The organism is Vibrio spartinae (assembly GCF_024347135.1).
GTDB classification, from domain to species: Bacteria; Pseudomonadota; Gammaproteobacteria; order Enterobacterales; family Vibrionaceae; genus Vibrio; species Vibrio spartinae.
The window spans coordinates 648,184-663,864 of the sequence record NZ_AP024907.1 but is presented as its reverse complement, the minus strand read 5'-3'; the positions used below and the strand labels follow the sequence as shown (position 1 = coordinate 663,864).

The 15,681-nt window shown below is 44.4% G+C and carries 14 protein-coding genes and 2 tRNA genes; 5 read left to right on the top strand and 11 right to left on the bottom strand.

Annotated elements, in window-relative coordinates; genetic code table 11:
• Positions 1-11: 11 nt before the first annotated feature.
• The 8 genes from rimP to rlmE form a co-directional block, all read right to left on the bottom strand.
• Positions 12-467, bottom strand: a complete 456-nt coding sequence (rimP, locus tag OCU60_RS03010) for a ribosome maturation factor RimP (RefSeq protein WP_074372810.1) — start codon at positions 465-467, stop codon at positions 12-14.
• A 233-nt stretch (positions 468-700) separates the two neighbouring features.
• Positions 701-777, bottom strand: a tRNA-Met gene (locus OCU60_RS03005).
• 58 nt (positions 778-835) lie between these two features.
• Positions 836-919 (bottom strand) — tRNA-Leu (locus OCU60_RS03000).
• A 10-nt stretch (positions 920-929) separates the two neighbouring features.
• A complete protein-coding gene (secG, locus tag OCU60_RS02995) occupies positions 930-1,271 on the bottom strand; it encodes a preprotein translocase subunit SecG (protein ID WP_074372809.1) in 342 nt (113 codons plus the stop codon).
• A 254-nt stretch (positions 1,272-1,525) separates the two neighbouring features.
• Positions 1,526-2,866, bottom strand: coding sequence for a phosphoglucosamine mutase (gene glmM / locus OCU60_RS02990; protein ID WP_074372808.1), 1,341 nt, complete (start codon positions 2,864-2,866; stop codon positions 1,526-1,528).
• Positions 2,867-2,881: 15 nt separating this feature from the next.
• Positions 2,882-3,718: a dihydropteroate synthase gene (folP, locus tag OCU60_RS02985; RefSeq protein ID WP_074372807.1), complete on the bottom strand. Its 837-nt coding sequence runs from the start codon at positions 3,716-3,718 to the stop codon at positions 2,882-2,884.
• Positions 3,719-3,779: 61 nt separating this feature from the next.
• Positions 3,780-5,741 (bottom strand): ATP-dependent zinc metalloprotease FtsH, encoded by a 1,962-nt coding sequence (gene ftsH / locus OCU60_RS02980; RefSeq protein WP_074372806.1) that lies wholly within the window; start codon positions 5,739-5,741, stop codon positions 3,780-3,782.
• A 98-nt stretch (positions 5,742-5,839) separates the two neighbouring features.
• Entirely contained in the window at positions 5,840-6,469 is a 630-nt protein-coding gene (gene rlmE, locus OCU60_RS02975; RefSeq protein ID WP_074372895.1) for a 23S rRNA (uridine(2552)-2'-O)-methyltransferase RlmE, read from the bottom strand.
• Between the two features lie 122 nt (positions 6,470-6,591).
• Between rlmE and yhbY the strand changes: the two genes are divergently transcribed.
• Positions 6,592-6,888 carry a ribosome assembly RNA-binding protein YhbY gene (gene yhbY / locus OCU60_RS02970; RefSeq protein WP_074372805.1) on the top strand — a complete coding sequence of 99 codons (297 nt, stop codon included), beginning with the start codon at positions 6,592-6,594 and terminating at the stop codon, positions 6,886-6,888.
• Between the two features lie 66 nt (positions 6,889-6,954).
• On the opposite strand, the gene greA is transcribed toward yhbY, so the two are convergent.
• Positions 6,955-7,428, bottom strand: coding sequence for a transcription elongation factor GreA (gene greA / locus OCU60_RS02965; RefSeq protein WP_074372804.1), 474 nt, complete (start codon positions 7,426-7,428; stop codon positions 6,955-6,957).
• A gap of 578 nt (positions 7,429-8,006) precedes the next feature.
• Here greA and OCU60_RS02960 point away from each other — a divergent pair.
• Positions 8,007-9,023, top strand: coding sequence for a porin (locus tag OCU60_RS02960; RefSeq protein WP_074372803.1), 1,017 nt, complete (start codon positions 8,007-8,009; stop codon positions 9,021-9,023).
• A 99-nt stretch (positions 9,024-9,122) separates the two neighbouring features.
• A complete protein-coding gene (gene dacB / locus OCU60_RS02955; protein WP_074372802.1) occupies positions 9,123-10,565 on the top strand; it encodes a serine-type D-Ala-D-Ala carboxypeptidase in 1,443 nt (480 codons plus the stop codon).
• 58 nt (positions 10,566-10,623) lie between these two features.
• Here the strand turns inward: dacB and tyrS are convergent, their stop codons facing one another.
• Positions 10,624-11,811, bottom strand: a complete 1,188-nt coding sequence (gene tyrS, locus OCU60_RS02950) for a tyrosine--tRNA ligase (protein WP_074372801.1) — start codon at positions 11,809-11,811, stop codon at positions 10,624-10,626.
• A 128-nt stretch (positions 11,812-11,939) separates the two neighbouring features.
• Here tyrS and OCU60_RS02945 point away from each other — a divergent pair, with 128 nt between their 5' ends.
• On the top strand, positions 11,940-13,232 hold the full coding sequence (locus OCU60_RS02945; protein ID WP_074372800.1) for a peptidoglycan DD-metalloendopeptidase family protein: 1,293 nt from the start codon (positions 11,940-11,942) through the stop codon (positions 13,230-13,232).
• 234 nt (positions 13,233-13,466) lie between these two features.
• Here OCU60_RS02945 and erpA read toward each other — a convergent pair whose 3' ends face one another.
• On the bottom strand, positions 13,467-13,808 hold the full coding sequence (gene erpA, locus OCU60_RS02940; RefSeq protein ID WP_074372894.1) for an iron-sulfur cluster insertion protein ErpA: 342 nt from the start codon (positions 13,806-13,808) through the stop codon (positions 13,467-13,469).
• 389 nt (positions 13,809-14,197) lie between these two features.
• Between erpA and hemL the strand changes: the two genes are divergently transcribed.
• Positions 14,198-15,487: a glutamate-1-semialdehyde 2,1-aminomutase gene (hemL, locus tag OCU60_RS02935; RefSeq protein WP_074372799.1), complete on the top strand. Its 1,290-nt coding sequence runs from the start codon at positions 14,198-14,200 to the stop codon at positions 15,485-15,487.
• Positions 15,488-15,681: the final 194 nt, after the last annotated feature.

The window sequence follows — 15,681 nt, the reverse complement described above, 5'->3', positions numbered from 1 at the left end:
CTCTTTAAGACTTAAAATTTAGGGATCAGATTAGCTTTTGAAATATTGCTGAGCGCGAATGGTTCTTCTTGCTCATCAACAGTAACCACAATGGTTTCACCATCAACCGATTGGATGATACCTTTCCATTTGCGGCGGTTTCCAACAGCCATTTTCAAAACAATATTGACCTCGTGACCAATAAATTGCTCATAGTGTTCAGATTTAAATAAAGGTCTGTCTACGCCAGGTGAAGAAACTTCAAGGTTATAGGCCACAGAAATAGGATCTTCTACATCAAGCACAGCACTGACCTGACGACTAACCTCAGCACAGTCATCCACAGTAATACCATTGTCGTGATCAATATAAATTCGTAGCGTTGAATGCGCTCCAGCACGAACAAATTCTAATCCGACTAATTCATAACCTGCAGCAACAACAGGTGCTTCAAGTAATTCAGAAAGTTGTTTTTCTAACCCTGTCATTTAAACGACTCCAGAAACAAAAAAAGGGCTATGAGCCCAATTTCAATTCCAAGCAAACAGACCAAATCTTCGATGTATTAACAGTGATTACTGCTCATACACGAGAATCAGATAACAAAAAACCCCGATAGCCGGGGTTTTTATCTATGCTGGACCCTGAATGTTAAGACCTTGTCTTAACATATAGTGAGATAAACACTCACTATCAAACCTGCAACAACCAATTCAATAATTGGTTGCGGGGGCCGGATTTGAACCGACGACCTTCGGGTTATGAGCCCGACGAGCTACCAAACTGCTCCACCCCGCGTCCGACTTGCTGAGCATTATACGCTCTCAATCTTCATTTACAAGTTTGTAAAGAATAATGGTGCCGAGAGAGGGACTCGAACCCTCACACCATAGGCACTAGCACCTCATGCTAGCGTGTCTACCAATTTCACCATCTCGGCCAAATTCTCTTTACTGTGGTATTTCACTGCCGTTTGAGTCGTCAGCAGGAACACCATCATCAGTCTTCGTTTGCTCTTGGACTGCTTTGTCCTGAGCAGGATCAACCCATTGCGATTTCGCTTTATGTGTTGATAAATTCCCTAAAAACAGACTAACGATTAGGAATACAATTGCAAAAATTGCAGTCATTCGGGTTAAGAAATTTCCAGAGCCACCGGCACCAAATACTGTATTTGAAGCACCTGCCCCAAATGAGGCTCCCATATCTGCGCCTTTACCTTGTTGAATCAACACCAATCCGATGATAGCAACCGCTGCCAACAGGTAAATCACAAGTAGGACTGTAAACATAACATATCCACCTATGTTCCAAATTGTTGAGCCAGCGCCGTTCTTATCTATCGACTTGAACTAGGCTAGCGACCTCCGTATCGGAAGTGGGGGCAATACTAACGAAAGGATTGAAAACTGGCAAGAGGATAAATTACTTTTTTTTCAAATTCATGGTTAAGCGGTTAAAAAAGGGACAACTGCAGTATTTTCATCATTCAGAGAGAATAAATTCAGATGACAGGAACCGTCATTTAACAGTTCCTTGCGATCATTCAACAGTTTGACTTCACGACGTCAGCAATCTTTAATGCAGATTCCCGAACGAGTGTTTCATCTTCACCCTCAACCATCACGCGGAGTAACGGTTCAGTGCCTGATTTTCTTAACAGCACTCGTCCTTTATCGCCTAATTCACCTTCAACGGCCTCAACACACTGTTTCACAGCTTCAGCATCGAGTGGATTAGAATCGCCACTGAAGCGAACATTTTCCAGTATCTGTGGGAAAAGTTTCATGCCGTTGGATAATTCACCCAGTGACATCTCACTATCCACAACCGCGGTCAAAACCTGTAGCGCAGCCACAATCGCATCTCCGGTTGTCATCTTATCCAGTAAGATCACATGCCCTGAATTCTCCGCACCGATTTTCCAGTTTTTTTCCAACAGCTTTTCCATGACATACCGGTCTCCAACAGCAGCCCGGGCAAAGGGGATCCCCAGTTGTTTCAACGCAACCTCCATACCGAGGTTCGTCATCAACGTCCCGACTACACCACCTTTCAGCTCTCCCTTGCGCAGCAGGTAGCGAGCAATGATATAGGCAATTTGATCGCCATCGACTTTACGCCCCAATGCGTCAACCATAATGATGCGATCACCGTCGCCATCAAAGGCCAATCCAATATCTGCTTTTTCTTCCAGTACTTTATGCTGAAGCGCGCGAATATCGGTCGCACCGACCTGTTCATTGATGTTTAAACCATTTGGATTTACGCCAATAGCAACCACATCAGCCCCTAACTCTCTGAAAACACTCGGAGCAATATGATAAGTTGCGCCATGAGCACAATCGACAACAATTTTTAACCCAGCCAAGCTTAATCTGGATGGAAAAGTACTTTTGCAAAACTCAATATAACGTCCGGCTGCATCAGTTAAACGAGAAGCCTTTCCTAACTCAGCAGAGGGAACACACTCAATCACCTTATCCAGCTCTTGTTCAATCTCGAACTCCACCTCATCAGGTAGCTTTGTTCCCTCAGAGGAAAAAAACTTGATCCCGTTATCATCATATGGATTATGAGATGCAGAAATCACGATTCCGGCTTCAGCACGAAAGGTTTGTGTCAGATAAGCAACTGCGGGTGTGGGCATCGGTCCCGTTAACGTCGCTTCGAGCCCGGCCGCGGCCAAACCAGCTTCCAGAGCTGATTCCAACATATAGCCGGAGATGCGAGTATCCTTACCGATAATCACTTTACGGGTTCCTTGTTTCGATAAAACCCGACCGGCAGCCCATCCAAGCTTCATCACAAAATCTGGGGTAATAGGAAATTGACCAACCTTTCCCCTGACCCCGTCGGTACCAAAATAACGCCTGTGATTCGACATCGATACTCCTATTTTTTATGATTGATTTGCTTGAATCATACTGATTATTTTCATCGCTTCAACGGTTTCATCAACATCATGAACCCGGAAGATCTGTGCACCTTGCATTGCAGCAACCGCGGCACAAACAATACTTGCGACCATGCAGTCCGCAGGTCGTTTGTCCAGAAACTTATGCAACATTGATTTTCTGGATAGACCAATCAACAGGGGCAGGCCAAACTGATGAAAGGTGTTTAGATTGGCTAATAAATGATAATTATGCTCAAGGGTTTTACCAAACCCAAAACCAGGATCAAGAATAATATTTTCTCGTCGTATGCCTGCCTTCTCGCATACGGCAATTCTGTCCTTTAAAAACGTGTAGACTTCCTGAATAACATCACGATATTCAGGACGCTTCTGCATCGTTCCTGGTTGTCCTTGCATATGCATTAAACAAACAGGAATATCCGCTTTTGCAACAACGGCTAATGCTCCCGGCTCCTGAAGTGAACGAATATCATTAATCAGATCCGCGCCCGCATCAATGCTCTGTTGCATGACTTCTGCTTTGCTTGTATCAACAGAAATCCAGATGTCCGGGTACTTTTGTCGAATAGCACAGACAACAGGAATCACCCGGTTTAATTCTTCTTCAACGGTCACTTCAGCAGCACCGGGACGAGTTGACTCCCCCCCGACATCAATAATCGTCGCACCAGCCCGAATCATCGTATCTGCATGCGCTAATGCTTTCTTCGGAGAAACAAACTGCCCGCCATCAGAAAAAGAATCAGGCGTCGTATTCAAAATCCCCATCACCTGAGGAGAACTTAAACTTAAGGTTTTATAGGACGTCCGAATATCCATAATACTCCCATAATAGCAAAAGCCCCGACAATACCGGGGCTTTTTTCAGAGGCAAAACGATTTACTCAGTTCGTCCACTTTGATCATCATTATCTGATTTGTCCTGTTGTTCCTCATGTTGAGTTTCATCAGGCTTCGCATCATTTTCTGATTCAGTAGACTTCACTTTTTCCTGAGCGCCTGAGTCCCGATCACTCCATCCGGCTGGCTCCCTGATTTCAGATTTTCGCTCCAACAAATCATCAATCTGACCAGCATCGATGGTTTCATACTTCATCAGAGCATCTTTCATCGAATGCATGATATCCATATTATCCAACAGGATCTTTCTCGCTCTCTCATAGTTTCGATCAATAATCTTCCGAATCTCATCATCGATCAGTTTTGCCGTATCATCAGACATATGCTTCGTTTTTGTCATACTCCGACCGAGAAAGACTTCTCCCTCATCTTCGGTATATAACAACGGACCTAATTTTTCTGAGAACCCCCACTGGGTCACCATTTTACGTGCAATATCTGTCGCACGCTCAATATCGTTTGACGCCCCGGTTGAGACTTTATCGACCCCATAGATCAGTTCTTCAGCCAGACGTCCACCATAAAGGCTGGAAATCATTGATTCCAGGTGTTGCCGAGACATACTGATGCGATCTTGCTCCGGTAAGTACATGGTGACACCTAAAGCACGACCACGCGGAATAATCGATACTTTATACACAGGGTCATGCTCTGGGACCAAACGTCCGACAATCGCGTGTCCTGCTTCATGATACGCAGTTGATGCTTTGATTTCTTCTGACATCACCATGGAACGTCGCTCAGCACCCATCATAATTTTGTCTTTCGCCAGTTCAAACTCAACCATCGAGACATTGCGTTTATTCCCACGAGCCGCAAACAGTGCGGCTTCATTGACCAAGTTGGCCAAGTCTGCACCTGAGAATCCAGGCGTACCGCGAGCAATCAGTGAGGCATTGACATCATTAGAAATCGGCACTTTACGCATGTGAACTTTCAGAATTTGTTCACGCCCACGGATATCCGGCAATCCAACCACAACCTGACGGTCAAAACGACCTGGACGTAATAACGCAGGGTCTAATACATCCGGACGGTTGGTTGCAGCAATAACAATGATGCCTTCATGCCCTTCAAAACCGTCCATTTCAACCAGCATTTGGTTCAATGTCTGTTCGCGTTCATCGTGTCCACCACCGACACCAGCACCACGCTGACGCCCGACAGCATCAATTTCATCGATGAATATGATACAAGGAGAAGCCTTTTTAGCCTGCTCAAACATGTCTCTGACCCGAGAAGCACCAACCCCGACGAACATTTCAACAAAATCAGAACCTGAAATGGTAAAAAACGGGACTTTCGCTTCGCCGGCAATAGCCTTCGCTAACAACGTTTTCCCGGTACCCGGAGGACCAACCATTAAAACACCGGTTGGAATTTTTCCGCCCAGTTTTTGGAAACGGCTCGGATCACGCAGATAGTCGACAAGCTCTTTCACATCTTCTTTGGCTTCATCACAACCAGCAACATCACCGAATGTTGTTTTAATCTGCTCTTCAGTCATCATGCGGGCTTTGCTCTTGCCGAACGACATGGCACCTTTACCACCACCGCCCTGCATCTGTCGCATAAAGAAGATCCAGACACCGATCAAGAGAATCATCGGGAACCAAGAGATGAAAATCGTCCCCAGTAAGCTTTGTTCTTCAGGAGGCGTCCCTTGAACTTTTACATTCTGATTAATCAGATCATCAAGTAGTTTCTGATCGTACACAGGCATGTACGTAACATAATGAGTACTACTGCCTCGGCGGGTAAACGTAATCTCACTATCTTTGAATTGAGCTTCCTGAATTTGACCCTGTCCGACTTCTTTCACGAAAGTGGTATAGTCAACCGCCCTGCCACTATTATCTCCAGGGCCAAAGCTCTGAAATACGGACATTAAGACAACGGCGATAACCAGCCATAATATTAAATTTTTTGCCATGTCACTCAAGGTGTAAGCCTCGCGATAACTAGTTGTAATTAAAGGTAGGGTACTACAGATTATAGTATGTCGCTACCGAATAGGCAGCGCCCGAGCCCCGTAAATGGTTACCCTTTGTAACCAGTTGCTACAATATAGACTTCCCGAGAGCGTGCTCTCGATGAGTCTGGTTTTCTTATTTTCACCACTTTAAACAGTGACCGGACATCTTTCACGTATTGGTCAAAGCCTTCTCCCTGAAACACTTTGACAATAAAGCTACCATTCCCAGCGAGCACTTGTCGACACATGTCGAGTGCCAATTCTACCAAATACATTGCCCTGGGCTGATCAACGGATAAATTCCCAGCCATGTTAGGCGCCATATCAGACATCACAATATCGACAAGGTTCGGAGAAATTCTATCGAGTAAGGCATTTAAAATTGCTTCTTCCCGAAAGTCACCTTGAAGAAAGGCAACCCCGGCAATCGAATCCATCGGCAAAATATCACACGCGATAACCTGCCCCGAATCACCGACAATATTCGCGGCATATTGAGACCACCCACCGGGAGCTGCACCCAAATCAACCACTGTCATGCCAAGTTTGAGCAGTTTATCTTTCCCTTGGATCTCTTCTAGTTTGAAGATAGCACGAGAACGATAACCTTTCTTCTTCGCATCATTTACATATTTATCATCAAAATGCTCTTTCAGCCATCGGCCTGAGCTCGCAGAATGCTTATTTTTACTCATTTCTGTTCCAATACAAATCACTTCACCAGACAAACAAAGGACGGAAGATGTGGTCATCTTCCATAGATGGCGCTAAAATAGTTGTTTTCAACCCTAATATAGTAAATTAAATTGGCTGCATCATGAACCTAAGCACAAAACAAAAACAGCATTTAAAGGGCTTAGCCCACCATTTGAAACCCGTCGTTCTCATGGGCGCAAATGGCCTGACAGAAGCCGTGCTTGCAGAGATCGAAATTGCACTTGGTCATCACGAGTTAATCAAAGTCAAAGTTGTCTCAGAAGATCGGGAAACCAAGCAGCTGATTATTGATGCAATTATTCGAGAAACCGGTGCTGAAAAAATTCAAACTATCGGCAAAGTGCTGGTGTTATATCGTCCTTCAGAACAACGAAGAATTGAAATTCCCAGAAAATAAGAAAAGCCGCTGAAGCGGCTTTTTTATTACTATCAGCAAAGTATCGAACAATCATCATGACCGTTTTTATTTATACTCAACCTTATCGATATCGAACGTTTTTTCACCACCCGGAGTGACGATGGTAACTTCATCCCCTTCGACTTTGCCAATCAGTCCCCGGGCAATCGGAGAACTCACTGAAATACGTCCCGCTTTAATATCAGCTTCATCATCACCGACAATCTGGTAGCTTTTTTCTTCATCGGTTTCCACATCGACCAAAGTCACCGTCGAACCAAAAATAATTTTGCCGGAATTATCAAGCTTAGTGACATCAATCACTTGAGCAACGGAGAGTTTATACTCGATGTCACGAATTTGGGCTTCACAGATTCCCTGTTCTTCCCGGGCAGCATGATATTCTGCATTTTCCTTCAGATCTCCGAGTTCACGAGCTTCAGCAATCGCCTGTGAAATCTTTGGTCTTAATTTCAGGAGTCGGTCAAGCTCTTCACGCAGGAGTTGCTCGCCACGAGCCGTCATTGGAACTTTTTCCATTTTATACCTCGAAACCAAAGTTATCTTTGGACAAAACAAAACTACCCAATCCCAAGGATTAGGTAGCTTTTCATTCAAATTGATTGTCTCAGTGTAAACAAAGTTGGTCGCGAAATCATCTAAATTCAAGACCCCAATTTAGAAATCTTTGACACCGCCAAACCTGAACACTGACTTACGCATGTGTAAAATTGATCCATGCCACAAAACATTATTCTAAATATGAAGCAAAAGTCGTAAAAAAAAGTAAATATAGATTAAATTTCTCAAGTCACGGAACTTTAAAAAATAACAACAAAATACTTTTAAAACATGAATTTGACATTTATTTATATCCAATAAAACATCGTTCACCATGTCGATTTATATCATTTTACTAACTTCGTCCCCATCTTTGCATGTACAACTAGGCTACGAAAAAGGCGAAAAGTTCAATGTTTCGTAATTTTATATTTATGTTGCGTTGCGCGCATTCGCATTACAGATGATGGACGATAGTCGCTCCGATACCTCGCTTAACAGGTCAGACCGATTATGTTCTTCAACGTTTATGGACAGTAAATTTTAGGATTAACAAGATGAAAAAAACTCTGATCGCTCTTGCAGTGGCAGGTGCTGCAGTGGCAACTGGCGTGAACGCTGGTGAACTATACAACCAAGACGGCACATCCCTAACGATGCAAGGACGTGTCGAAGCCATTCTTTCTCTGAAAGACGGTGATGCAGCAGACGAATCTCGTGCTCGTTTGGGTTTCTTAGGTAAACAAGAAATCAATGATAACCTGTATGGATTAGGCTATTTCGAAGGTCAGTTTACATCTGAAGATGGCACAACGAAAACCGATGGCACAACGAATACCGTAGACAATGGCAATGGTGATTTTAAAGATCGTTATACCTATGCCGGTCTGGGCGGTACATACGGTTTAGTGACTTATGGTAAGCAAGACGGTGTTCTGACTCCGCTGTCTGATTTTACGGATATCATGTCATACCACGGTGACAACGCAGTTAAAAAACTGACTGTGCTTGATCGTGTCGATAACCAATTAAAATATGCTGGTTCATTTGATAATCTGAATGTGTTTGCTGAATATCGTTTCGCTGACCGTGTTGAGAACGACACAACTAACACTATTGATAATAATGATCAAGATGGTTATGGCCTGTCCGCAACTTATGCACTGGCAGATATCGGTGTTGATCTAGGTTTAGGTTACGGTGCACAAAACGACGACAATCAAATCGTTGCCACAGTTGCTTATACCCTGAATGACCTGTACCTGTCAGCATTGTACAGCCACATCGACTTCGATGCAGCCGGTGCTGATAACTACGACGGTTATGAACTTGCAGCTTCTTATACCATCGATAAAACTAAACTGATTGCGACATATAACTATGGTGAAACAGATAAAGATGTAGCTAATTATCTTGCTCTAGAAGTTGCTTATTACTTCCAGCCAAACTTCCGCAGCTATGTGTCTTACAACATCAATATGCTTGATAAAGATGATGTTAACCTTGCCGGTAGCGCAATTGGTGATAATGGTACTGAAGATGATATGGTTGTAGGTCTACGCTACGACTTCTAATCTGAACCAGATTCAAGATTCTTGAAACGCCCGCGCTAGCGGGCGTTTTTTTATCTGGTTATACTGGTCATATGACATAATTATAGATGGGATTACTTTGTGCTGCGGACGCTGCTGTTGATTATTACCTGTGTTGTTCTGAGCGCTGAATTGTGCGCTGCTCAGGCGACGCCTTATACCCGTCTGCTACCACCGACCAGCAGAACAGCGCTGATCGTTGAACAACTGGACACGTCCCTACGAGAAGTCGATACCGGCAGTCAGTCATTCTATCCCCCCGCGAGCACCATGAAACTGATGACTGCGCTGGCGGCTAAATTAGAACTGGGCGATCAATTTCGTTTCAAAACCTTATTAGGCAGAGCAGATAATGATTTAGTTCTTCACTTTAGTGGGGATCCTCAGCTCACAACCCATGATTTGAAACACATGTTTGTGACGCTGAAACAGCAAGGTATAAAAAAAATTGAAGGCAACTTGTGGCTCGATAATTCGTTATTTAGCGGCTATGAAAAAGCTGTCGGCTGGCCGTGGGATATTCTGGGAGTGTGTTATAGCGCCCCGTCAAGTGTCATCGTGTTAGACGAAAACTGTGTGCCCGGCTCAATTTACACACAAAAGAATGGCAATACTCGGGTTTATATTCCTGAACAATATCCCATTTATGTAACGACTCAGGTGAAAACCATTTCATCACAAGAGCAAAAACAACAGCTGTGCGATCTTGAACTACATAGTAATGCCGAAAATAACTATCGTCTGTCAGGGTGTCTGGTCCAGCGAAGTTCACCGCTCCCTTTAAAATTTGCGATCCAAAACCCTAGTCTTTATGCAACACGTATTGTTTACAGAATTCTCAATCAACTGGGGATCACACTCACAGGAGAGGTGATTGTCGGACGCCCCCCCAAACCATTGCAACAAGTTTTGGCTCATCATACATCGAAACCACTCGTTGCGTTACTTGATACCATGCTGAAAGAGTCTGATAACCTGATTGCCAATAATGTGACCAAAACACTGGGTCATCAATTTTTTGTTCAGGCGGGCAGTTTTGCCAACGGCACAGCAGCAATAAAACAGATTTTATATGCCAAAGCTGGTATTGATATCAAAAGTGCACAACTGGTTGATGGTTCCGGGTTGTCACGCAATAACCGGATGACGGCCAATCAAATGGCTGATGTTTTACGTTATATCTGGCAGCATGATGCATCTCTTCATTTGATCGAGTTGTTACCGGTTGCAGGACAAAGCGGCACGCTGAAATACCGGAAAAGTATGCGTTCTTCAGTTGTCAGAGGCCATTTGAGTGCCAAAAGCGGCTCTCTATATGGGAGTTATAATATGGCGGGATATGGACTGGATAAAAAAGGTCGGCCTCAGGTACTGTTCGTTCAGTTTGTTACGGACTACTTCCCCGATGATAAGGAAGAAACCGTTCAGGCTCGGTCACAACTAGAGCAGTTTGAAGAACAACTGTATCGGGATATCATTCAGATGAGTCAGCAAAAACAATCTTACCTGTCCAGTATCAAATAAAGCCTGAATCATCACATCAGGCTTTATGTATTGGCATGTTACTGAATGTATTGGTATGTTACTGAATCGTCACGCGGGCAAATTTCCGTTTCCCCACCTGAAGCACATAGGTGCCATTATCAGGGATCCATTTGGTATCTTGGATTTTTTCACCAGCCGCCTTGGCAGCGCCTTGACGAATCATCCGCATGGCGTCCGATGTTGAACCCACCAGACCTGCATCCTTCAAGATATTACCGATGGCAATACCTGATATAAATGTGAATTCAGGCATTTCGTCGGGAATAGCACCTTTCTGGAATCGTGCAATAAACTCTTGCTCGGCAGCTTCCGCCGCGGCTTCATCGTGGAAACGTGCAATGATTTCTTTCGCCAGTAGTATTTTAATATCCCGCGGATTCTTACCGGCAGCAACCTCGTCCTTAAACTGCTGTATTTCAGTCAGTGGCCGGAACGACAACAAGTCATAATAACTCCACATCAATTCATCTGAAATCGACATAATTTTGCCAAACATTTCTTCGGGCGCTTCATTAATTCCGATATAGTTGTGAGCCGACTTCGACATTTTCTTCTCGCCGTCCAAACCAACGAGTAAGGGCATCATCAATACCACCTGCTGTTTTTGACCGTGTGCTTTTTGCAATTCACGCCCCATCAGCAGATTAAACTTTTGGTCTGTTCCACCAAGCTCAACGTCTGTTTCCATTGCTACGGAATCATAGCCTTGCAGTAGCGGATACATAAATTCATGAATCGCAATCGGCTGACCACTATGGTAACGCTTTTTAAAATCATCCCGTTCTAACATACGGGCAACCGTCTGATTGGCTGCCAGGCGAAGCATTCCCTCGGCACCTAATTCAGAAAGCCACTCGGAATTAAACTGAATTTTTGTTTTTTCAGGATCGAGAATTTTAAAAACCTGCTCTTTATATGTTTCAGCATTACGAATCACATCTTCGCGGGTCAGTGGCGGGCGCGTGGTATTTTTTCCGGTCGGGTCACCGACCATACCGGTAAAATCACCGATAAGGAAAGTCACCTCATGTCCCAACTCCTGAAAAGCACGCAACTTATTCAGAATGACAGTATGGCCCAAATGAATATCCGGTGCGGTTGGATCGGCACCCAACTTAATTTTTAACGGACGGCCTTCTTTCAGTTTTGCGATCAATTCCTCTTCAGGAATCAACTCTTCAACACCGCGCTTGATTTCAGCTAATGCGCTTTCAATTGTTGCCATTCTCGTTCACTCCACAAATTTGGCAGAAATTTATTAGTTAGATATATTACTTGAATAGCGATGCATTTTGAAACCAGTTAAACTATTGTTCTAAGGATTTTATGAACCATCGGTAAAACGCTGCCTATATGTTGTCTATTTTTGCTCGTCTGCCACGATTACATCAAACACTGATTGGGTGTTTCTCTGCTTTGATCGTGATTGCTATTTTTTTTCTGCCCAATCCTCAAGAGCTTCAAGGAAAAGAAAAACATCTTGAAATTGGTCGTCATTATCCACTCTCGATCAATGCAGAGGCGCTTTCTCCCGGAGTAGCAATTGCACCGACAGCGACACTCAGGTGGGAACAGTATCAGGTAAAGTCCGGAGAAAGTGCCGCCATTTTATTTCAGCGTATCGGGCTATCATCACGTCTCTTATATGAATTAACCGCCAGTGATCCAGAGATCAAACAACAACTCACCCGACTCCGCCCCGGAGACGAGCTCAGTTTCGGCTTTGACGAAAATGATCAACTGGTGCAATTGCGACGAAGTCTTTCGACTTACGAAGCGTTTATGATTACCAAATCAGAACATGGCTTTACCGCGAAATTAGATAAAAAGGAAGTGCACTATCAATATAACTATGCGGAAGCCCAAATTACATCTAACTTCTGGAATGCAGCAATCAATGCCGGTTTAACCCCGAATCAGATTATGGCACTGGCTGGTATTTTTGGTTGGGACATCGACTTTGCTTTAGATATTCGCAAAGGCGATACATTCAGCCTGCTCTATCTGGAAGAAGTCGTCGAAGGTGAAATTGTCGGTAAAGGCAATATCATTGCTGCAACGTTTACCAATCAGGGCACGACATTTAAAGCCATTATCAACGATGACAATGGTGATTATTATGATGAAAATGGACGAGCCATGAAAAAAGCATTCTTGCGCTCCCCAGTCGATTTTCGGCGTGTCTCATCTAACTTCAACCCACGCAGGCTGCATCCGGTTACCGGCAGAGTCAGACCTCATCGCGGCACAGATTACGTGGCTCCGGTCGGAACACCGATTTGGGCGGCCGGTGATGGTATCGTCGTGAAATCGAGTTATAACCGCTTCAATGGCAATTATGTCTTTATCAAACACAGTACGACCTATATGACCAAGTATCTTCACCTGAAACGCCGATATGTAAAAACTGGGCAACGGGTGAAACAAGGGCAAAAAATCGGCGCACTGGGGGGGACGGGACGGGTCACCGGGCCACACCTGCACTATGAGTTTCTCGTTCACGGTGTACACAAAAACCCAAGAACGGTGTCGCTCCCTCAATCCGCATCACTCTTGGGACAATCAAAACAGACATTTATCGCCAATGCCAAAATCAGACTGCAACAGCTAGAACGCTTTAGTCATCTGATGTACGCCAAACGTTAAGGCCGCGAGGCGTTGGACAACGATGGTTGAGTCTGTGTGATATTCAGGCGTGGAACAATATAAACTTGATTGCTCAATATGAGTTTTATCGCTCGACATGAATGCAATTAAACAACATCAATGTTATTAAGCAACATCAATGAGCAGTGAACTGATTCATCAGCATTTGAACACAGAACAGCCATGTCGGCTCGAATACAACGATCCGACATGGTTCATCAGGATGAGACAGCGTCAGACACTAAATGAGGCACCACAACCACAAGTGGTTGTCGCATTGGGGTTATTAACGAAAAAGCGAGATCCTTCAAGTCCTTCGGTATAATCGACCTCGCCACCGATCAGATATTGCAGACTCATTGGATCAACCACCAATGTGACGCCACAATTTTCGATAGTCATATCCCCATCATTTACATTTTCATCAAACGTAAATCCATACTGAAAACCGCTACAGCCACCACCGGTAATATAAACCCGTAGTTTGAGCGCCTGATTTTCTTCTTCGGCAATTAACGCTTTAACGCGCTTTGCTGCCGCCTCAGAAAATGTCAGCGGTATATTTAAATCACTCACAACGACCTCTCTCATGCTTCGATATCTCTTGCTAACATAGTTTCAGTCAACGGAACCGCAGTCAACATTGTTGCACCAGATATACTTTATTATCTGCCTTGATTATCTAATACCTGACTGAGTCGTTCAAGTATTCACCGCATACATCAAACGAACTTTCTTTCTCAGATGGCAATGAGCCCTCCAACCGCGCCCGCAACTTGGTAGTCTAAACCATGCAAAACCTTGAAATCATTCAGTACAATCCACTGAACAGACACAAATTCAGTAACAAAGAGTGTTCATCTATTGGCATTTCAGGAAAAAATCGAAAAAAATATTCCTCTTCGAACGATGAATAGTACAATGCTTGCCAAGTTGGTCCAACCACTCAAAAGAGGATAACTCCCATGACCAAATCATCTGATCTATATCAACAGGCACAAATCACCATCCCCGGTGGTGTTAATTCGCCAGTTCGCGCCTTTAATGGTGTCGGTGGCACGCCGATTTTTATCGACAGAGCTGACGGTCCATTCGTTTTCGACGTTGATGGTAGAGCTTATATCGACTACGTCGGTTCATGGGGTCCAATGATTCTCGGCCATAATCATGGCGTTATTCGAGAGTCGGTTATTGGCGCGGTCCAAAAAGGGTTGAGTTTTGGTGCTCCGACAGAACAAGAAATAGCCATCGCTGAACTGGTTTCACAACTCGTGCCATCGATGGAACAGTTACGTATGGTCAACTCAGGAACAGAAGCGACCATGAGTGCCATCCGTCTGGCACGCGGATATACCGGCCGTGATAAAATTATCAAATTCGAAGGTTGTTACCACGGTCATGCAGATAGCCTTCTGGTCAAAGCCGGGTCTGGTGCGCTTACGCTGGGTCAGCCCAGCTCTCCAGGAGTTCCGGCTGACTTTGCCAAATACACATTAACGGCTCGTTTTAATGATCTCGATTCAGTCAAAGCCTTGTTCGATGCCAATAAAGACGAAATTGCCTGTATTATTGTCGAACCGGTTGCCGGTAACATGAACTGTATTCCACCGGTTGAAGGCTTCTTGGAAGGGCTCAGAACCATCTGTGATGACGCAGGAGCCTTGTTGATTTTTGATGAAGTCATGACAGGGTTCCGGGTCGCCCTCGGCGGCGCTCAGGCACACTATAATATCAAGCCAGACTTAACAACATTAGGTAAGGTTATTGGGGGCGGGATGCCAGTCGGCGCTTTTGGTGGCCGGAAAGATATCATGCAATATATCGCCCCAACCGGCCCCGTTTATCAGGCAGGAACACTCTCTGGAAATCCAGTCGCGATGGCTGCCGGTTATGCATGTCTTTGCCTGTTAAAAGAAGAAGGCAACGAGAAGCGCCTGACATCGAAAACCAAACAGCTTGCGGATGGCTTTAAGTTTTTCGCTGACAAACATGGTATTCCACTGCTGGTACATCAGGTCGGTGGAATGTTCGGCTTTTTCTTTACCGATCAACAACAAGTCACCTGCTATGAAGATGTCGCCCGTTGTGATGTTGAGAAATTTAAACGTTTCTTCCATCTGATGCTTGACCATGGTGTCTATATGGCCCCATCAGCTTTTGAAGCTGGGTTTACTTCGCTGGCACACTCCTCTCAGGAAATAGAAGCGACATTAGAAGCCGTAGATCGTTGTTTCACTATGATGGCAAACGACTAAGTAACTTCATGATAACTAGATTTCAGGCGCTCCCACCAGAGCGCCTTTTCTTTACCAGATTCCTCGTAAAAGCCCTCTCGGATAGAGGCAATTTATGGCAGATGCTTATCATTTCTAACATGACGATGATTGATAACAACCTGAATTGTCGTCATGATACAGGCCTATATCTTAAATATAAGTCACCGAAGGTA